This is a genomic window from Pantoea sp. X-Soil-ISGK-259, from assembly GCF_059730705.1.
The window spans coordinates 796,227-815,851 of record NZ_AP035986.1 but is presented as its reverse complement, the minus strand read 5'-3'; the positions used below and the strand labels follow the sequence as shown (position 1 = coordinate 815,851).

Here is a 19,625-nt window from a genome sequence, read left to right as displayed (position 1 = left end):
TATTCGTTGCTGCCAGAGTCACGCTGAGCTGCCTGATCAGTACTCAAACGCCCCGCCTGCGGGGCGTTTTTTATTGCACCTTGCCGCGCATCGATTTCGTCGAACTGCGACGGGCTTTTCCTTCCAGACGACGCTCTTTCGAGGCGCGGGTCGGCCGCGTAGCGCGCCGGGCTTTTTCCACGGTACTCAGCTCCTGGATCAGATTGACCAGACGTTGCAGTGCCGCTTCACGATTCATCTCCTGACTGCGATACTCCTGCGCCTTGATCACCACCACGCCATCTCCGGTAATCAAATGATGATTGGCAGTGAGCAGCCGCTCTTTATAAAACGCGGGCAGCGAAGAAGCAGCAATATCAAAGCGCAGATGAATGGCCGTGCTGGCTTTGTTGACATGTTGTCCACCTGCGCCCTGAGCGCGGATAGCCGTCAGTTCGATCTCACTCTCCGGAATCTCAACCGAACGGGATAGCATAATCATCAGCTTGCTCCCCACACCTTAATCACGTTGACCTCCGATAACCTGTTCATCAAATTAACCTTTTGTGCTCTGATTCATTCCGTCCCAGACAGCGGAATCTGTCACTTTAGCAGTGATTCGCGCACTGTTCCTGCTTTACGCAGGCTGATTTCCTCTAAATGGCTATGATATAGTCGCCAGTTAACCAGAGTATCGACGCTCTGCTGAGGGGGGCCATGTGCAAAATTATTGTGAGTTAGTTCGCCGGAAATATGCCGAAATCGGCAGCGGAGACTTAGGTTACATTCCGGATGCGATTGGCTGCGCATTGAAGGCACTTAATGATATTGCCGCAAATACTGAGCTAAACTCTTCTGTCAGGGAACAGGCGGCCTACGCCGCTGCTAACTTATTGGTGAGCGACTATGTTGATAAATGAAGCGTACCAACCTATCAATTGTGATGACTACGATAATCTGGAACTCGCCTGCCAGAACACCTGGATGCTGTCGCTGGAAATGAAAGATGGCGAACAGCTCAAGGCAAAGGCCAAAGAGATTTTTTCACGCAAGAACGTGGAATATCTGGCTATCGATCTTTCCGGTGAACATCGCGAATTACGTCTCGACCATATTGCCAGCTTTACCCATCCCGAACTGGGTACGGTGGTTGTCAGCGCTGAGTAATAGACGCATCACGGGCGGGACCTTCCCGCCCTGTTAACCCTCAGGGCTGCAACGAACTGTAGTACGCCGCCAGATCAGCTATATCACCGTCACTCAATCCCGCTACAAATGCCTTCATCACCTCAGCCTGGCCGCCAGTGCGCTCGCCCTTTTTGTAGGCGTGCAAAGCCTGTTCCAGATAAGGTGCGTGCTGCCCGGCCAGATTGGGATAGAGGGGCACAGCCGCTTTACCTGCTGCACCATGGCAGGCCATGCAGCTCCCTGCTTTTTGTGCGCCGCGTTGCGCATCGCCCGCAGCCCACGCTGGTAATACGGCGCCCACTAAAAAGGCGATAAACCATTGCTTCATTATTGTTGTTCCCCTGCGCTGCATGCCCTGTCCCAGACTATCTGCCAGCCCTGTTGATCAACAGCTGCGCCAGCGTGGGTGACAAACAGATTCGGAACACAGATCAGCGTCTGGTTATAAAAGATTAACGGCAGCCGTTCTCGCTGCCACGGAGGTATCTGCAACTCCTGCCACAACTTTTTCATTTCCCTTCCACCCTGACGGCCCACCAGATGAACGTGACCCTGCGCATGAAAGCGTACGCTGACCTGCTCATCCGGCTGAGGATAACGCAACAGGCTCTGCGCCTGGCTGGCGTGTAACGTGCCGAGATTCTGTGGTAACACCAGCGGCTGGCTGAGATCGGGCCATGCCAGCTCGGTGGCACGCAGTGAACTGCGCAACGGCAGCCAGTAGAGCTGCTGACGGTAGCGGCGGAGTTCAGCCTGACCGAATCGCAGCTTCGGCTGCGCATCCTCCCGGCTCGCCATGACTTCATCGCGAATACGTTTCAGCGCTTCACGGGAGGGCATCCTGCCGCCCTGCCCGGCGATCCAGCGGCGCAATAACGCATTAGCACGCAACTCACTCATGACCATCAAGGGCGGAAAGTGCAGGCTGCCATCTGGCTGGATGAGCTCATTGAGTTGTCCGGTGAGCAGTTCATCCAGTAACTGCTCCTGCTCACTGCACAACGCCGCACTTCGGGCTGTCGCCTCAGCAAAATGGGGCCAGCGCTGGTAAAGCGCCGGCAGCAGCCGCTGACGAAGGAAGTTACGGTCGTAGCGAAGATCCTGATTACTTTCATCTTCGATCCACACCAGCTGATGGGTTCTGGCATAGGCTTCAAGCGACAGCCGCGACTGATTCAGCAGTGGACGCAGCAGCTGGTGCGAACCCAGCGCACGCGCAGCAGGCATCGCCGCCAGCCCGGCCGGACCGCTGCCGCGCTTCAGCGCCAGCATAAAGGTTTCACACTGATCGTCGAGGTGCTGCGCGGTCAGTAACACTTCACCCGGCAACAGTGCCGCACTGAGCGCCTGATAACGGGCGGTGCGGGCGGCGGCTTCAATGCCGTTTTCCCTGCCATCCACGGTAACGTGCAGTACCTCACATGGCAGTTGCCACTGCTCGCATACCGACAGGCAGTGCGCTGCCCAGCAATCGGCATTCGGGCTAAGCCCATGATGAACATGTAACGCCCGCAGATGGGATTCGGGATGCTGCTGCTGCCAGCCGCGAAGCTGATGCAGCAGCACGGTTGAATCGAGTCCGCCACTGAAGGCGACCACCAGCGCGGCATCAGGTTGCAACATGGCGTCAAAAGCGGGCAAAGGCATGGCAGGATCCAGAAAGTCGGGCCACTGAATGTCGCCCGCTGAGCGCGCTATTTTACGCCTGATAAAGCTCCAGCGGCAAACCATCCGGATCGGCAAAGAACGTACACTGTTTACCCGTCAGTTCATCGATGCGAATCGGCTCGCAGATTACGCCTTTACTGGCCAGCGTTGCGACAGCGGCGGCCACATCCGGCACGGTAAAGGCCAGATGACGCAGGCCACACGCTTCGGGATGACTGACGCGCGCCGGCGGCTCAGGAAAAGAGAACAGCTCAATAGTGTAGCGATCCTCCAGGGCCAGGTCGCCTTTCCAGGAGTCGCGCGCTTCACGGTAATATTCGCCCATGAGACGAAAGCCCAGCACGTCACAATAGAACGCTTTGCTGCGCTGATAGTCGGAAGCGATGATGGCGATGTGGTGAATAGCGGTTAACTGCAACATGTTGAATATCCTGATTCGGGCAGGCTGTCCCCAGACACCCTGCCGCTATTAGTCGTTTAAAGATTTATGCCGGATCGTTTTTCAGCACGCGGACGCGATACTCGCCCTCTTCCGTCAGACTGGCACCGTGAATATCGGTCTCGAAGCCCGGATAATGCCGGCCGATACTGCACAGCATCAGCAGGAAATCGAGCACGGCACGGCTCTTCTCCGTAATCATCTCTCCTGGCATCACCAGTGGCACGCCTGGTGGATAAGGCAGAATCATGTTGGCCGACACCCGCCCGACCAGTTCGCTGAGATCCACCGTTTCGATGTTGCCCTTCACCTGTTGCTGAAACGCCTGATGCGGCGTCATCTTCATTTCGGGCAGGACATCAAATGCCTGCAGCATCAGTCGCGGCAGGTCATGATGACGGATCAGTTGATGAATCCCCTGCGCCAGCGTCTGAATGCGCATATTGCGATAGAAGTCGGGATCTTCAGCGTAGAGATCCGGCAGCATGTTCTTTACCCGCAGATTGAGATCGTAGGCGCGTTTGAACTCAGTCAGACCGCGCAGCACGCTCATCGCTTTGGTTTTGTCGATGCCAATACTGAAAAGGAACAGCAGGTTGTAGGGGCCGGTTTTCTCCACCACGATGCCGCGCTCATCAAGAAACTTCGCCACCAGCGCTGCCGGGATCCCCTCGTCTGCCATCTCTCCCAGCTCGCTCATTCCTGGCGTCAGGATAGTGACTTTGATCGGATCGAGGTACATGTGATCGCGATCGGCCTGCGTAAATCCGTGCCAATCCTCGTCGCCGGGCTGGATCGCCCAGCATTGCGCTTCGTCGACCTGTTCCGGCTGCCAGATATCGAAAAACCAGCTGTCGGACTCTTCACGCAGGCGCTGAATCTCACGACGAAAGTGCAGCGCACGCTCAACCGAGCGATTGATCAGCCGCTTGCCGGGATTACCACGCAGCATTGCAGCAGCAGTTTCAATGGAGGAGACGATGGCGTAATTGGGCGACGTAGTGGTGTGCATCATATAGGCTTCGTTAAAAGTCTGTTCGTCGTAGTCGCCTTTAATGTGAATCATGGATGCCTGCGAAAACGCCGCCAGCAGTTTATGGGTCGATTGCGTTTCATACACCACTTTGCCCGGGGTGCGCTCGCCACTCATACCACTTTTCCCGGCATAAATCGGATGGAAATTGGTGTAAGGCACCCAGGCTGAATCGAAGTGAATCGACGGCACATCCAGCGTCTCTTTAATGTACTGGGTGTTATAGAGCAGCCCATCGTAAGTGGAGTTGGTGATTACCGCATGAACCGGCCACGTGGCGCGATCGGTCGTCGCGACTTTCTGCGTAATGCTCTCGCGGGTGAATTCATGCTTTGGAATCCCGCCAAGAATCCCCAGTGCATTGCGGGTCGGCTTCAGCCAGATGGGGATCAGATCGCTCATCATCAGCAGATGCGTCAGTGACTTGTGGCAGTTGCGATCGATCAGCACGGTGCTGCCCGACGGTGCCGCATACATGCCGACAATTTTGTTCGACGTTGAGGTGCCGTTGGTCACCATGTAACTCTGTTCGGCACCAAAAGTGCGTGCGATATACTCTTCCGCTTCAAGATGTGGACCGGTGTGATCCAGCAGCGAACCCAGCTCGGTAACGGAAATTGAGATATCTGACTTCAGGGTATTGGCCCCGAAGAAATCATAAAACAGGCAGCCTACCGGGCTCTTCTGAAACGCGGTACCCGCCATATGGCCCGGCGTGCAGAAGGTGTACTTGCCCTCTTTCACATAGGTGAACAGCGCTTTAGTCAGCGGTGGCGTAATGTGGTCGAGATAGTCATCGGTATACTGCCGGATATGCAATGCAATATCGTCGGCGGCATTCAGCGCATATTCAAAAAAGTGCAGTGGCATGCGCATCTCATTGATGCTGATGTCCATCTGAGAGTGGGTGTTGATAAAGGCATACAGTGGCAGGTATTCGTTGAGCTGATTAATCTCACCGCACAGTTCCGGGCTGTTGTGCGCGTCCCAGTCGAAGATGACGCCGCTGATACGCGGATTGTGTTCGATCAGTTTCAGTAGATCGTCACTGTTTTTTGGGTAAAGCAGCTGGAAGCCTTGCAGATTTAACGCCGCGTCGAGTTCGCGTAACGGTTCATCTTTATAAAACACGCCGTGCGCGCCCATGATCGCCAGAATATTCAATGCCCATCTCCGTGATTGTTGTGCAACCGGACAAGCATAACCGCTAACCAGGGGAAGGTGTAGCAAGGGGACGATCAGATGAGGCTGAAAGGCATCAGGCAGCGTAGCGCGTTAAACCCACGGCATAAAAAAAGCGGACCGAAGTCCGCTTCCTGATTGGCTGAGCCTGAATCAGGCGTAGCCGTAGCTCATCAGGCGCTGATAACGACGATCCAGCAGCTCTTCAGTGCTTAATCCATCGAGATCGGCCAGATCAGCCAGCAGCTGTTGCTTCAGAGACTGCGCCATATCAACCGGACGGCGATGTGCACCACCCAGCGGCTCAGGGATCACTGAGTCAATCAGCTTCAGCTCTTTCAGACGGTGAGCGGTAATGCCCATCGCTTCAGCAGCCAGCGGCGCTTTGTCAGCGCTTTTCCACAGAATGGAGGCACAGCCTTCCGGCGAGATCACTGAATAGGTGCTGTACTGAAGCATATTCACTTTATCGCCCACGCCAATCGCCAGCGCACCGCCAGAACCGCCCTCACCGATGACCGTACAGATAACCGGTACTTTCAGGCCAGACATTTCACGCAGGTTGCGGGCGATCGCTTCAGACTGCCCACGCTCTTCCGCGCCCACGCCAGGATACGCACCCGGTGTGTCGATGAAGGTGATGATTGGCATTTTGAAACGCTCAGCCATCTCCATCAGGCGCAGCGCTTTGCGATAGCCTTCCGGTGCTGGCATGCCGAAGTTACGGCGAATCTTCTCTTTGGTTTCACGGCCTTTCTGGTGCCCGATGATCATCACCGGACGTCCATCAAGACGCGCAATCCCACCCACAATCGCTTTGTCATCCGCATAAGCACGGTCGCCCGCCAGCTCATCGAAATCGTCGAAGGCGTTGCGAACATAGTCAAAGGTGTAAGGACGTAACGGATGACGCGCCAGTTGAGCAATCTGCCATGCGCCCAAATCAGCGAAGATTTTACGGGTCAGCTCAACACTTTTCTCACGCAGACGCTGAACTTCTTCATCCAGATTAACGTGTTTATCATCCTGACGACCAATTGAAGTCAGCGAATCGATCTTCGCTTCCAGTTCTGCAATTGGCTGTTCAAAATCCAGGTAATTAAGACTCATAATGTTCCTGTTCTAGTCAAACTCCAGTTCAACCTGCTCCGATCCAATCAACGAGCGCAGATCGTTAAGTAAACGATCGCTGGGCGAAATTCGCCACGCTGCACCAAAGCGCAGCTTCGCTCGCGCGTCGGCTCTCTGATAGTAGAGATTCACCGGAATAGTCCCTGAACGATGAGGTTCCAGGGACTGACGGAGCCGGTTTAATAGCTGGTCATCAATTTGCCTGTCCGTCAGCGAGATAGCAAGTCCGCGCGCGTATTTTTCGCGAGCTTCGTCGATGTCCATGACTTCACGCGCGGTCATTTTAAGCCCGCCACTGAAGTCATCAAAGCTGACCTGTCCGCTGACGATCAGGATTCGGTCTTTCTCCAGCAACTGCTGGTATTTATCTAACGCATCGGTAAATAACATCACCTCAAGACGACCGGAGCGATCGTCCAGAGTACAGATACCAATTCGGTTGCCGCGCTTGGTGACCATTACCCGCGCGGCGATCACCAGACCAGCCGCCACGGTAATTTTACCCCGATCGGTAGGATGCATATCTTTCAGACGCACCCCGCCAACATAACGCTCAATTTCTTTCAGATACTGATTAATCGGGTGGCCGGTAAGATATAGCCCCAGCGTTTCCCGCTCACCATCCAGCTGCACCTGCTCAGGCCACGGCGTGACGCTGGCGTACGATTTCTCAACCTGCTCCGGCTCCTCCGCCAGCACGCCAAACATATCTGCCTGGCCAATCGCCTCCGCTTTCGCGTGTTGATCGGCGGCTTTTAACGCATCACTGAGTGAACTCATCAGGGCGGCGCGGTGCGGTCCAAGGCGATCGAAAGCCCCGGACATAATCAGTTTTTCCATCACCCGACGGTTGATCTTTTTAGTGTCAGTACGGGCACAGAGATCAAACAGTTCGCGGAAATAGCCACCTTCATTACGGGCGTCGATAATCGCTTCAATCGGGCCTTCACCCACGCCTTTGATCGCGCCGATACCGTAAACGATCTCGCCCGCGTCATTAACATGGAAGGGATAGAGACCCGAGTTAATATCGGGCGGCAGGACTTTCAGCCCCATCCGCCAGCACTCATCGACCAGGCCCACCACTTTCTCGGTGTTATCCATATCGGCGGTCATCACCGCCGCCATGAACTCGGCCGGATAGTGCGCTTTCAGCCACAGGGTCTGATAGGAGACCAGTGCGTAAGCCGCAGAGTGTGACTTGTTAAAGCCATAACCTGCAAATTTTTCTACCAGATCGAAGATCTTCATCGACAGTTCGCCGTCGATGCCCATGCTTTCGGCACCATCGCGGAATATGGAGCGCTGTTTGGCCATCTCCTCGGGTTTCTTTTTACCCATGGCGCGTCGCAGCATATCTGCGCCGCCCAGGGTGTAACCGGAGAGAAAACCTGGGCGATCTGCATCACCTGTTCCTGATAGAGGATGATGCCGTAAGTCGGTTCCAGCACAGGCTTCAGGCTTTCGTGCTGCCACTGAATGTCGGGATAAGAGATCGCTTCACGGCCATGCTTACGGTCAATAAAGTTATCTACCATGCCGGACTGCAGTGGGCCAGGACGGAACAGCGCCACCAGTGCGATCATATCTTCGAAGCAGTCGGGCTTCAGACGCTTAATCAGATCTTTCATGCCGCGCGATTCAAGCTGGAATACCGCTGTGGTTTCCGAGCGCTGCAGCATATCGAAGCTTTTCTTATCATCCAGCGGGATTGAGGCGATATCGATCGGCTCCAGCCCCTGCTTCTCCCGGCGCGGGTTGATCATCTTCAGCGCCCAGTCGATGATGGTCAGCGTACGCAGACCCAGGAAGTCGAACTTCACCAGGCCGGCATATTCCACATCATTTTTATCGAACTGAGTGACCGGGAACTGCCCGTGTTCATCGCAGTAAAGCGGCGCGAAATCCGTGATTTTCGTTGGCGCAATGACCACGCCACCCGCATGTTTACCGGCGTTTCGCGTGACCCCTTCCAGCTTACGCGCCATATCGATCAGCGCCTTCACCTCTTCATCTGCGTCATACATCGCAGGAAGCTGCGGTTCAGCAATAAAGGCTTTTTCCAGCGTCATGCCGGGATCGGGCGGGATCAGTTTTGAAATGCGATCAACAAAGCCGTAAGGATGACCCAGCACGCGGCCCACATCGCGGATAACCGCTTTCGCCGCCATGGTACCGAAGGTGATAATCTGGGAAACCGCTTCACGTCCGTACATATCAGCGACGTGTTCGATGACCTGATCGCGCTTCTCCATGCAGAAATCGACGTCGAAGTCGGGCATCGAGACGCGTTCCGGGTTCAGGAAACGTTCGAACAGCAGGTCAAATTCCAGCGGATCGATATCGGTGATTTTCAGCGCATAGGCCACCAGCGAACCGGCACCGGAGCCACGGCCTGGGCCCACCGGCACGCCGTTATCCTTGGACCACTGGATGAACTCCATCACGATCAGGAAGTAGCCGGGGAATCCCATCTGGTTAATAACGGTGAGCTCAATCTCCAGACGCTCATCATATTCCGGACGTTTTTCTGCGCGCTCAGCTTCGTCCGGGAACAGGAACGCCAGGCGCTCTTCCAGCCCCTCGCGGGATTTCACCACCAGATAATCTTCGGTAGTCATATCACCGGTCGGGAACTGTGGCAGGAAATATTCGCCCAGTCGCACCGTCACGTTACAACGCTTAGCAATCTCTACGCTGTTCTCCAGCGCTTCCGGGATGTCCGAGAACAGCTCGCACATCTCCTCTTCGCTGCGCATATATTGCTGAGGACTGTAGTTGCGCGGACGCTTGGGATCATCCAGCGTATAGCCGTCATGAATGGCAACGCGAATTTCGTGCGCATCGAAATCTTCTGCATTGATAAAGCAGACTTCATTGGTGGCAACGACCGGTATTCCCTCTGCAATCGCCAGTTCAACGGCCGCATGCAGATAGCTCTCTTCGTCCTGTCGGCCAGTACGGATCAGCTCCAGGTAGTAGCGATCGGGGAAATGTTGCTGGTAAAACGACAGGCACTGCGACACCAGCGCATTGTTACCGCGCAGCAGACTACGACCTACATCGCCGCGTCGCCCACCCGACAACAGTATTAATCCTTCCTGCAATTCGATCAGCCAGTCGCGATCGATAATGGGTCCGTCCACGCCATAACCGCGCTGATAGGCGCGGGAGATCAGCAGCGTCAGGTTCTGGTATCCGGTATTACTGGACGCCAGCACGGTAAGCTGTGTCAGTTCATCCCCCATCAGCTCACTGGCCACATTGAAATCGGCACCAATGACCGGCTTTATCCCTGCGCTGTGCGCGCCACCGTAGAATTTCACCAGGCCACAGAGGTTAGTGAAGTCGGTAATCGCTATCGCCGGCATGCCAAGGGCAGCCGCTTTCTTGATTAGCGGCCCGGTTTTTGCCAGGCCATCAACCATCGAATAGTCACTGTGGACACGCAGATGTATAAAACGGGGTTCAGCCATATCAGTTTCCGGTTAAAACAGCGTCAGGCTATTAAAGCGTAAGGGTCTGGCGGGCAGCCAGTACTTCAGCATCGAGCAGCGCATTACGTACGGGCGCAAAACTACGACGGTGGTGCGGCGTGGCGCCATATTGTGTCAGCTTTTCCATATGCAGCGCCGTTGGATAGCCTTTGTGTTGTGCAAAACCATACTGCGGGAACAGCAGATCCAGTTCGGCCATCTCACGATCCCGCGAGACTTTGGCGATGATCGATGCTGCACTGATTTCGGCAACCAGGCTATCCCCTTTGACGACGGCCTGTGAAGGCATAGGCAATGCCGGGCAACGGTTACCATCAATCAGCACATAGTCGGGCTGGATACTCAGGCCAGCTACCGCACGCTGCATCGCCAGCATGGTAGCGTGCAGAATGTTGAGCTGATCGATCTCTTCAGGTTCTGCGCGTCCCAGACTCCATGCCAGCGCCTTCTCTTTGATTTCGTCGTACAACGCCAGGCGGCGTTTTTCCGACAGTTTCTTCGAGTCCGCCAGGCCGGTAATCGGATTTGCCGGATCGAGGATCACCGCAGCAGTGACCACCGCGCCAACCAGCGGACCGCGCCCCACTTCGTCCACACCGGCAATCAGTCTGGCGACAGGATAGATAAAATCAGGCATTCACCAGCTCCAGTACTGCATCCGCTGCCTGCTCATCGGCGTTCCAGCGGATCTGTTGATGTAATTCATGAAACGTCTGCAGCAAAGTTTCGCGCTCAGGCCCGGCATGCAACAGCGGATCTAACGCTGCAGCCAGGGCGTCGGGCTGACACGCATCCTGCAGTAACTCTTTGACCAGCTCACGCCCTGCCAGCAGGTTTGGCAGCGAGACGTAAGGGGTTTTCACCAGCCGTTTCGCCAGCCAGTAAGTGGCCGGTTTCATGCGATAACCGACGACCATCGGGCATTTTGCCAGCATGCACTCCAGTGCGGCAGTCCCGGATGCCAGAAGTGCGGCATCGCTTGCAATCATCGCCTCACGACCCTGTCCATCCAGCAGATGCATCGGCAGTTCAGGCGCAACGTCAGCTTTAATCTTCTCAAACTGTTCACGGCGACGGGCGTTAACCAGCGGCACCACGATTTCCAGCGCCGGATAGTGACGACGCAATAATTGGGCTGTTTTCAGGAAGTCAGCACTGAGCATTTCCACTTCCGCACCACGACTGCCCGGCAGCAGTGCCAGACAGAGCGCATCGTCCGCAATGCCGAGATGACGGCGCGCAGCCTGCTTATCAGGTTGCAGCGGCATGGCATCCGCCATGGTGTGACCGATAAAGCGGCAGGGAACGTTATAACGAACGTAGAAGGCTTTTTCAAACGGCAGGAAGGCCAGCACCAGATCGGTATTTCGGCCAATCTTAAACACGCGCTTTTGCCGCCATGCCCACACCGAAGGACTGACATAGTGGATCGTACGGATGCCCGTACGTTTGAGATTGCCTTCCAGCGTGATATTAAAATCGGGCGCATCAATACCGACAAAAACGTCGGGTCTGAGCTCGCTAAAACGTCGGGTGAGATCGCGGCGGATTGTCAGCAGGCGTCGCAGGCGACCCAGCACCTCGACAATGCCCATTACCGCTAACTCTTCCATCTCATACCAGGCTTCACACCCTTCAGCCTGCATCAGTGGGCCCGCCACACCGACAAAGCGTGCATCAGGATGGCGCACTTTCAGGGCACGAATCAGACCTGCACCAAGAATATCGCCGGAGGTTTCTCCGGCGACCAGGGCAATCGTTAAAGGACGCGCTGACATGGATTAACGAATTAATCCACGGGTTGAACGGGTAAAGAAGTCGTAGAAAGGCTGCACTTCGCTGTGCTGTTGCGCAATGGCTTCGATCTCCGGCTTCACTTCTTCCAGCGTTCTGCCACTGCGATAGAGCAGCTTGTAAGCGTTGCGAATCGCATGCAACGACTCTTTGCTGAAGCCACGACGCTTAAGACCCTCAATATTGATACCGAACGGCGTCGCATGGTTACCCTGCGCAATAACGTAAGGCGGAACATCCTGCGCCACGCCGGAACAGCCACCAACCATCACGTGCGCACCGATGATGCACCACTGATGTACCGCTGTCATGCCGCCAATAATGGCGAAATCATCGACCGTCACGTGACCACCCAGGGTGGCATTGTTCGCGAAGATACAGCGGTTACCAATCACGCAGTCATGCGCAATGTGGACATTGACCATCAGCAGATTATCGCTGCCCACTGTGGTGACATGGCCACCCTGCGTGGTGCCGCGATGAATCGTCACGCTTTCACGAATACGGTTGCGATCACCGATCTCAACCCGTGTTGGCTCACCGGCATATTTCAGATCCTGATTCACTTCGCCAATTGAGGCAAACTGGTAGATCTGATTATCTTTACCGATACGCGTGTGGCCATTCACCACAACGTGTGACTTCAGTACTGTTCCTTCACCAATCTCAACATTCGCGCCGATAAAGCAAAACGGGCCAATGTGAACACGGGCGCCAATGATAGCGCCCTCTTCGATGACAGAACTGGGATGGATAGTGGCGGTTGGATCAATCACGAATTATGCCTCCCGGCTGCGGGCACACATCATGGTCGCTTCACAAACGATTTTACCGTCAACAGTCGCCACGCCTTTAAAGCGGGTCAGACCACGGCGGGTTTTCTCGAAAGTGACTTCCATGATCATTTGGTCACCTGGTACCACAGGACGCTTAAAGCGGGCACTGTCGATACCGGCAAAGTAATAGAGTTCGCCTGGCTCCAGTTTACCTACGCTTTTAAACGCCAGAATACCGGTGGCCTGCGCCATCGCTTCCAGGATCAGAACGCCAGGAAAAATCGGTTTACCAGGGAAGTGCCCCTGGAAAAACGGTTCATTAACAGAAACGTTCTTCACTGCACGCAGGTATTTGTGCTCTTCAAATTCCAGCACACGGTCTACCAGCAGAAACGGATAGCGATGCGGCAGCAGCTCTAAAATCTCTTCAATTTTCAGAGTATGAGTTTCAGTAGTCAAAATACTCTTCCTGTCCTAAAAATCTGATGACATCAATAACACGGCCTGCACAGATCAAAATGATCTTCCGCAGGCCGCAAATAGGTACTGTGGCGCCGGGCTTCCCTGCTTAACATTTTTATTATGAAAGCCGGTCAGTTTTGGGATGGCGGTTAGTCGTCTTTGCCGACCTTGCGCTCGATGGCTTTTAAGCGTTTGCTCATATCATCGATGTTCATCACCAGCGCTGCAGTTTTACGCCAGGTTTTGTTGGGTTGCAGCGGAATGCCTGACGAATAAACGCCTGGCTCTGTGATAGGACGCATGACCATACCCATACCGGTCACCGTTACTTTGTCACAGATTTCCATATGGCCGTTAATGACGCTGGCACCGCCAATCATACAGTAACGTCCAATCTTCAGACTACCCGCCATGATCACACCGCCTGCAACCGCAGTATTGTCGCCAATAACTACGTTGTGAGCGATCTGGCACTGGTTGTCTATGATAACACCATTGCCGATCAGAGTGTTATCAAGCGCACCGCGATCGATGGTGGTGCAGGCCCCTATTTCGACGCGATCGCCGATAATTACCGCGCCTAACTGCGGGATTTTCACCCAGTTACCGCGATCGTTGGCATAGCCGAAACCATCAGAACCGATGACGGTACCTGACTGAATCAGACAATCCTGGCCAATTTCGATCTCGTGATAAACAGAGACGTTGGCCCAGAGACGGGTGCCACTGCCAATACGGGTTTTTTTGCCAACAAAACATCCCGCACCAATAACTACGTTGTCACCCAGCTCAACATCCGCTTCGATCACTGCATTGGCGCCAATGGCGACATTGTTGCCGAGTCGGGCTGAGGGGTCAATTACCGCGCTGGGGGCGATATTTTGCGCCGGCTGTGGCGTGGTATCGAGTATTTGTGCCATACGCGCATAAGTCAGGTAGGGATTTTTCACTACCAGCGCTGCGGTATTACACCACTCCAGATCCGCTTCCGTCAGCACCACGGCTGAGGCCTTAATCAGGGCGAGTTGCTCGCGGTAACGGCTGTTTGCAAGAAAAGTGATTTGGCCAGTTGTGGCGGATTGCATAGAAGCAATGCCGGAGATGACGATATCGCCATCTCCGTGCAATTCTGCATCCAACTGCTGGGCTAAATCAGCCAGTCGAATAGATGACATGAATTATTTAACCTGTTTCAGCACGTCAGCTGTGATGTCTTTTGCGTTTGATGCATAAGCCACCGCGTTGGCGTCGATCACGACGTCGTAACCATCGCTGTCAGCGACTTTCTTAACGGCATCCTGAATACGGCTCAGCAGCTTGTTACGCTCTTCCATCTGACGACGACGGTTATCCTGCTCAAAAGCCTGTGCTTTTGAAGAGAACGCTTCACGCTGAGACATGACATCTTTTTCCATGCGGCTGCGTTCGCTTGCCTTCATGGTAGAACCGTCACGCTGCAGACGCTGCATTTTAGTTTGCAGATCGCGCTCCTGGCTCTGCAACTCAGTTGCACGGCCTTTGAACTCGTTTTCCAGCTGTTTAGCAACAGTCGCACGTTGCGGTAACTGTTGGAAAATGCTGGACACGTTTACCACTGCAATTTTGTCAGCAGCCTGAACACCAGCGGAAACCGCTAAAGCAAGACCCAGACCTGCGGCACACAACAACTTTTTCACTATAAACTCCTTACCATCAACGTTTGTGTCAGCGACACAGTGTTTGCGCCGGAACAGCAACAGGTGCTGCCCGGCAGCAATACTTCAGCTATGCATCCTTGCTCAGAACATTACCAGGTTTTACCAATGTTAAACTGGAACTGCTCTGACTTGTCTCCATCGACTTTCTTGAACGGCTGGGCGTAAGAGAACACCAGCGGGCCAAGCGGTGACATCCACTGCAACGCAACACCGCTTGATACACGAATGTTGTTTGGATCGCTGTAGTCAGGAATGCCTGCCGCACGCGTTTCCGCTGTATTTTCCCAATGGGTATCCCACGCGGTACCGGCATCGACAAACACCGAGGTACGCACCGAGTTAGCATACTTCTCGCTCAGGAACGGCGTTGGCGTGATCAGCTCAAGGCTGGCGATCGCCATGGCGTTACCGCCCACCGCATCGTCAGACTTACAAACGCCATTTGGATCAGCGATTCGGCAGTTCGACGAGTTGTTATTAAAGTAGGCTGCTTTCGGTCCAATGGTGTTGGACTGGAAGCCGCGAACCGTGCTTGAACCACCGGCATAGAAGTTCTCGTAGAACGGCATCTCTTTGCCGCCGAGTCCATCGCCATAGCCGATACGACCACGTCCCAACAGCACCCAGGTACGATCCTGGTTAATCGGCACATACTGCTGACTATCGAGCGTGGCCTTATAGAAGCTGTTATCTGAACCAGGAATCGTCACTTTACCATTCAGGTTAGTGCGGTTACCGGATGTCGGGAAGAATCCGCGGTCCAGGGTGTTGTAAGTCCAGCCGTAGTTAAAGGTGAAGTCATCTGCTGAGAATTCGCCTTTGTCATTAAGCTGCTGCGGCTTACCAACCGAGTCAAGGTAACGCCACATCGCAACCTGCGGCTGCATGTTTGACAGGTCATTGTGGACATAGCCCAGACCGACACGCAGGGTGTTGTTTTCGTTAACCGGGAAGCCAAGTGTGCCATCCAGACCATAACTCTTGTTGGTATAGTCAGAAAGGTCAGCATTGTCTGCTTTGAAGTCGTTGTAGAACAGACGACCACCCAGACTCACACCGTCAACGGTGAAGTAAGGGTCAGTAAGCGAGAATTCAGCATAGGTCTGGTAATCGTTTTTGGTCCCGCTGATGCCCACGGTATTACCGGTGCCCAGCCAGTTATCCTGCGTTACGCCAACCTGGAAACTCACACCACTTTCAGTGCCGTAACCGACGCCGAAGTTGAAAGTACCGGTGTTACGCTCTTTAACTTTGTAGACCACGTCAACCTGGTCAGGCGAGCCTGGTACACGCTGGGTATCCACATCCACGGTTTCAAAGTAACCGGTGCGGTTCAGACGCTCTTTACCCTGTTCAACCAGATCGCTGCCCAGCCATGCGCCTTCCATCTGACGCATTTCGCGACGTAACACCGAGTCTTTTGACGTGTCATTACCTTCGAAACGAACATTACGCACGTAGTAACGGTTACCCGCATCCACGTTGATGTGCAGTTTCACGGTTTTGTCGGCGTCGTTGATTTCTGGCTGTGTGACTACACGCGGATAGGCATAGCCGTAGCGGCCCAGCAGTTTCTTGATGTCATCTTCCATTTTCGTGACTTTGGCGCCGTTATAGAGCTCGCCTGCCGGAATTTTGGTCAGATGTTCAATTTCTGCGGAGTGACCCGCCATGCTGCCATTGACGATTACGCCAGCAATTTTGTACTGGTCACCCTCGGTGATGTTCACCGTGATGTAGATGCCTTTTTTATCTGGCGTCAGGCTGACCTGTGTCGAATCGATATTGAAGCGTGCATAGCCGCGATCCAGATAGAAGCTGCGCAGAGTCTCAAGGTCACCTGCCAGTTTCTGCTTCTGGTATTTACGATCGCCTACTACGTTCCACCACGGCACTTCATCACGCAGCTGGAAACGGGAGATCAGTTCATCAGAGCTAAAGGCTTTATTACCGACAATGTTGATCTGCTGAATTTTGGCAGAGACACCCTCGGTAAAGACCAGCTTCAGATCGACACGGTTACGCGGCAGGGGTGTCACCACCGCTTTCACGTTGGCGGTGTATTTACCGACGCTGTAGTAGAAATCCTCAAGGCCTTTCTCAATAGAAGAGATAGTGGTGCGGTCCAGCGCTTCGCCGACACGCACACCTGAGGCTTCCAGATTTTGTTTGAGCTGATCCTCTTTCACCGCTTTGTTACCGGTGAAGGTAATGCTGGCAATGGTAGGACGTTCTTTGACCTGGACAATCAGCGTTGTACCGTCTCGCAGGACCTGAACATCCTCAAAGTTGCCAGTAGCGAACAGCGAGCGAATGGTATTTCTGACATCATCGTCATTCACCGTATCGCCAACCCGTACTGGCATGCTCAGCAGAGCCGCGCCGACGGCGACTCGCTGCAGCCCTTCGAAATGAATATCCTTCACCACGAAATCGTCTGCACCGTAAACGGTGGCGCTGCTAAACAGCAGCGACGCTATGAGCAACTTTTTCATCGCCATCGTTGTTATGCGTTTTCCTAACACATCCCTCGAATGTTCGCGTTCCAGCGGTTACAAACGTGAGAAATCATTGAAAAGTGCAAGCCCCATTAACAGCACCAGTAAAATCGAACCGATGCGATAACTAAAGTCCTGAACTCGCTCGGACACCGGTCCACCTTTGATCTTTTCGATCGCAAGGAAGAGCAAGTGCCCACCATCTAAAACCGGCAAAGGGAACAGGTTGATGATGCCCAGGTTGACGCTAATCAACGCCAGGAACATCAGGTAGTAAATCAACCCGTACTCAGCTGACAATCCTGCACCCTGCGCAATCGAAATTGGCCCGCTCAGGTTGTTCAGCTTCACATCACCGGTTATTAACTTGCCCAGCATGGAAACAGTGAGCTTCATCAATTGCCAGGTTTTTACACTGGCCTCACCGATTGCCGCAAATGCGCCATACTGCCTTACCGTCTTGTACTCTTCTGGCAGCGGGACGATACGCGGAATCACTCCCGCAAAGCCCGCCTTACTGCCATTTTTCGCTTCTGGCGTCATCGTCAGCGCAATTGATTCACCGCCGCGATCCACTTCAAGCGCCATGCTTTTACCGGGATTATCCCGGACCTGCGTGACAAAAGTCTGCCACTGCGATAATGGCTGACCATCGACTTTAACGATCCTGTCGCCTGCTTGCAAACCGGCTTCACTCGCTGGCGAGTTCGCCTGCACTTCTGCCAGTGTGGTCTCAATTTGCGGACCGCGTGGCTGAATCCCTAATGCAACGACCGGATCCTGCTTATCAGGCTCAAACTGCCAGTTACGCAAATCCAGCTGCTTCTGCTGGGTTGCATCTTCGCCAAATCGGGCCACGGTTAACGTGGTGCTGCTATCGCCGATTTTACCCACCAGCGCCATACGCACAGCATCCCAGTCAGGCGTTTCGATACCGTCAACAGCCTTAAGTTCCATGCCGGGCGTAATTTGCGCTTCTGCAGCGACCGAACCGTTTAAAATTTCACCGATTACCGGGCGTACACCCGGTACGCCGTGAATAAACACAACCCAGTAGGCAAAGATGGCAAAGATAAAGTTAGCGACAGGCCCTGCCGCAATAATGGAGGCGCGTTGCCAGACGGCTTTGTTATTAAAAGCCTGATGACGCAACTCGGCGGGCACGCTTTCGACACGTTCGTCGAGCATTTTAACGTAGCCGCCGAGCGGGATCAGCGCGATGACAAATTCGGTGCCGTGGCGGTCACGGCGCTGCCAGAGCGCCTTACCAAATCCAATGGAAAAGCGCTCAACTTTGACACCACAGCGACGAGCGACCCAGAAGTGGCCAAACTCATGCACGGTAATCAACACGCCCAGCGCAACGATAAAGGCGAAGAAACTCCAGATTATGCTCAACATCTTTGCCTGTCCTTAAAGGGTGCGGAACACCAGCAGCAATAAACAGGCAAACACCGGCACCGCCGCAGTCAGACTATCAATACGATCAAGCATGCCGCCATGACCGGGAATCAGATTACCACTGTCTTTAATGCCCGCTTCACGTTTAAACATACTCTCGGTGAGGTCACCCAGAACAGAGGCCAGTGTCGCGATAACCGCGCAAATCACCAGCGTACCGGTGGAGACCGTCAGCGGCGCCAGCGTGGCAAACAGCAGCGCAATCAGCGCCGATGAAACCAGGCCGCCCAGGAAGCCTTCCCAGGTTTTGCCTGGTGAGACTTTCGGCGCCAGCTTGTGCTTGCCGAACATCTTGCCAAACATATAAGCACCGGAATCCGCTCCCCACACCAGCAGCAGCACAAACAGCAGCCACCAGGCTCCGGCGAAGTGGTCGGTTTCATAGTGATACTGGCGCAGCGCCACCATGCCCCAGAAAAAGGGCACCAGCGTTAATACGCCAAACAGTAAGCGAAGTGGACGCGAATGACGCCAGAAGGCCGCGGAAGCGGGATAGGTAAGCACCAGCAGCAGTGCCGCGACCCACCACACCAGCGACGCCCAAAGCGATGTCGCAATCTGTGGCAGATGCACCGTGTGTTGATAAGGTGGCAGCGTAAACTGCATCAGCGCCAGCAACAGACCACAAAGTACAGCCAGCCAGACACGCTGTTGCCGTGATGCCATGCCTGCAAACTGACCCCATTCCCAGGCTGCCAGCATGCAGATAACAATCGTTGTCAGGGCGAAGCCAACAGGCGGTAACCAGAATAGTGCAGCTATTACCAGCGGAATTAATATCAACGCGGTAATAAGACGAGACTTCAGCAAAGGTTACCCC

At 54.3% G+C, this 19,625-nt stretch carries 17 protein-coding genes and 1 pseudogene; 2 read left to right on the top strand and 16 right to left on the bottom strand.

The window, feature by feature from the left end; all coding sequences use genetic code 11:
• Positions 1-70: 70 nt before the first annotated feature.
• On the bottom strand, positions 71-481 hold the full coding sequence (gene arfB / locus AC6I77_RS03620) for an alternative ribosome rescue aminoacyl-tRNA hydrolase ArfB (protein ID WP_497816722.1): 411 nt from the start codon (positions 479-481) through the stop codon (positions 71-73).
• Between the two features lie 217 nt (positions 482-698).
• Between arfB and AC6I77_RS03615 the strand changes: the two genes are divergently transcribed.
• Entirely contained in the window at positions 699-899 is a 201-nt protein-coding gene (locus AC6I77_RS03615; RefSeq protein ID WP_003852623.1) for a YaeP family protein, read from the top strand.
• Complete coding sequence (rof, locus tag AC6I77_RS03610; protein ID WP_008925644.1) at positions 886-1,146, top strand: Rho-binding antiterminator; 261 nt, start codon at positions 886-888, stop codon at positions 1,144-1,146. Before AC6I77_RS03615 ends, rof begins: the two co-directional genes overlap by 14 nt.
• Positions 1,147-1,186: 40 nt before the next feature.
• On the opposite strand, the gene AC6I77_RS03605 is transcribed toward rof, so the two are convergent.
• The 15 genes and pseudogenes from AC6I77_RS03605 to cdsA form a co-directional block, all read right to left on the bottom strand.
• Entirely contained in the window at positions 1,187-1,495 is a 309-nt protein-coding gene (locus AC6I77_RS03605; RefSeq protein WP_105099580.1) for a c-type cytochrome, read from the bottom strand.
• Positions 1,495-2,814 (bottom strand): tRNA lysidine(34) synthetase TilS, encoded by a 1,320-nt coding sequence (gene tilS / locus AC6I77_RS03600; protein WP_283543539.1) that lies wholly within the window; start codon positions 2,812-2,814, stop codon positions 1,495-1,497. Before tilS ends, AC6I77_RS03605 begins: the two co-directional genes overlap by 1 nt.
• A gap of 52 nt (positions 2,815-2,866) precedes the next feature.
• On the bottom strand, positions 2,867-3,256 hold the full coding sequence (locus AC6I77_RS03595; protein ID WP_003852628.1) for a VOC family protein: 390 nt from the start codon (positions 3,254-3,256) through the stop codon (positions 2,867-2,869).
• Positions 3,257-3,320: 64 nt separating this feature from the next.
• On the bottom strand, positions 3,321-5,471 hold the full coding sequence (locus AC6I77_RS03590; protein WP_003852629.1) for a lysine decarboxylase LdcC: 2,151 nt from the start codon (positions 5,469-5,471) through the stop codon (positions 3,321-3,323).
• Between the two features lie 171 nt (positions 5,472-5,642).
• A complete protein-coding gene (accA, locus tag AC6I77_RS03585) occupies positions 5,643-6,599 on the bottom strand; it encodes an acetyl-CoA carboxylase carboxyl transferase subunit alpha (RefSeq protein ID WP_003852630.1) in 957 nt (318 codons plus the stop codon).
• A 12-nt stretch (positions 6,600-6,611) separates the two neighbouring features.
• Positions 6,612-10,096, bottom strand: a pseudogene (dnaE, locus tag AC6I77_RS03580) (DNA polymerase III subunit alpha).
• Between the two features lie 31 nt (positions 10,097-10,127).
• Complete coding sequence (rnhB, locus tag AC6I77_RS03575) at positions 10,128-10,754, bottom strand: ribonuclease HII (RefSeq protein WP_008925641.1); 627 nt, start codon at positions 10,752-10,754, stop codon at positions 10,128-10,130.
• Complete coding sequence (lpxB, locus tag AC6I77_RS03570; protein ID WP_497816721.1) at positions 10,747-11,895, bottom strand: lipid-A-disaccharide synthase; 1,149 nt, start codon at positions 11,893-11,895, stop codon at positions 10,747-10,749. The genes rnhB and lpxB overlap by 8 nt, the downstream gene beginning before the upstream one ends.
• A 3-nt stretch (positions 11,896-11,898) precedes the next feature.
• Positions 11,899-12,687: an acyl-ACP--UDP-N-acetylglucosamine O-acyltransferase gene (lpxA, locus tag AC6I77_RS03565; protein ID WP_003852636.1), complete on the bottom strand. Its 789-nt coding sequence runs from the start codon at positions 12,685-12,687 to the stop codon at positions 11,899-11,901.
• Positions 12,688-12,690: 3 nt separating this feature from the next.
• Complete coding sequence (gene fabZ / locus AC6I77_RS03560) at positions 12,691-13,146, bottom strand: 3-hydroxyacyl-ACP dehydratase FabZ (RefSeq protein WP_003852639.1); 456 nt, start codon at positions 13,144-13,146, stop codon at positions 12,691-12,693.
• A 152-nt stretch (positions 13,147-13,298) separates the two neighbouring features.
• On the bottom strand, positions 13,299-14,324 hold the full coding sequence (gene lpxD, locus AC6I77_RS03555; protein WP_008925640.1) for a UDP-3-O-(3-hydroxymyristoyl)glucosamine N-acyltransferase: 1,026 nt from the start codon (positions 14,322-14,324) through the stop codon (positions 13,299-13,301).
• A 3-nt stretch (positions 14,325-14,327) separates the two neighbouring features.
• Positions 14,328-14,825, bottom strand: a complete 498-nt coding sequence (skp, locus tag AC6I77_RS03550) for a molecular chaperone Skp (RefSeq protein ID WP_003852644.1) — start codon at positions 14,823-14,825, stop codon at positions 14,328-14,330.
• A gap of 110 nt (positions 14,826-14,935) precedes the next feature.
• Positions 14,936-17,347, bottom strand: a complete 2,412-nt coding sequence (bamA, locus tag AC6I77_RS03545) for an outer membrane protein assembly factor BamA (protein ID WP_003852645.1) — start codon at positions 17,345-17,347, stop codon at positions 14,936-14,938.
• Between the two features lie 51 nt (positions 17,348-17,398).
• A complete protein-coding gene (gene rseP / locus AC6I77_RS03540) occupies positions 17,399-18,745 on the bottom strand; it encodes a sigma E protease regulator RseP (protein WP_003852647.1) in 1,347 nt (448 codons plus the stop codon).
• A gap of 12 nt (positions 18,746-18,757) precedes the next feature.
• Positions 18,758-19,615, bottom strand: coding sequence for a phosphatidate cytidylyltransferase (cdsA, locus tag AC6I77_RS03535; protein ID WP_033743116.1), 858 nt, complete (start codon positions 19,613-19,615; stop codon positions 18,758-18,760).
• Positions 19,616-19,625 lie beyond the last annotated feature (10 nt).

Coding starts and splice junctions, on each gene's coding strand:
- rnhB (WP_008925641.1), bottom strand. CDS start 10,754: ATGCCTGATTTTATCTATCCTGTCGCCAGACTGATTGCCGGTGTGGAC.
- AC6I77_RS03595 (WP_003852628.1), bottom strand. CDS start 3,256: ATGTTGCAGTTAACCGCTATTCACCACATCGCCATCATCGCTTCCGAC.
- arfB (WP_497816722.1), bottom strand. CDS start 481: ATGATTATGCTATCCCGTTCGGTTGAGATTCCGGAGAGTGAGATCGAA.
- accA (WP_003852630.1), bottom strand. CDS start 6,599: ATGAGTCTTAATTACCTGGATTTTGAACAGCCAATTGCAGAACTGGAA.
- rof (WP_008925644.1), top strand. CDS start 886: ATGTTGATAAATGAAGCGTACCAACCTATCAATTGTGATGACTACGAT.
- rseP (WP_003852647.1), bottom strand. CDS start 18,745: ATGTTGAGCATAATCTGGAGTTTCTTCGCCTTTATCGTTGCGCTGGGC.
- tilS (WP_283543539.1), bottom strand. CDS start 2,814: ATGCCTTTGCCCGCTTTTGACGCCATGTTGCAACCTGATGCCGCGCTG.
- bamA (WP_003852645.1), bottom strand. CDS start 17,347: ATGGCGATGAAAAAGTTGCTCATAGCGTCGCTGCTGTTTAGCAGCGCC.
- lpxD (WP_008925640.1), bottom strand. CDS start 14,324: ATGTCATCTATTCGACTGGCTGATTTAGCCCAGCAGTTGGATGCAGAA.
- AC6I77_RS03605 (WP_105099580.1), bottom strand. CDS start 1,495: ATGAAGCAATGGTTTATCGCCTTTTTAGTGGGCGCCGTATTACCAGCG.
- lpxB (WP_497816721.1), bottom strand. CDS start 11,895: ATGTCAGCGCGTCCTTTAACGATTGCCCTGGTCGCCGGAGAAACCTCC.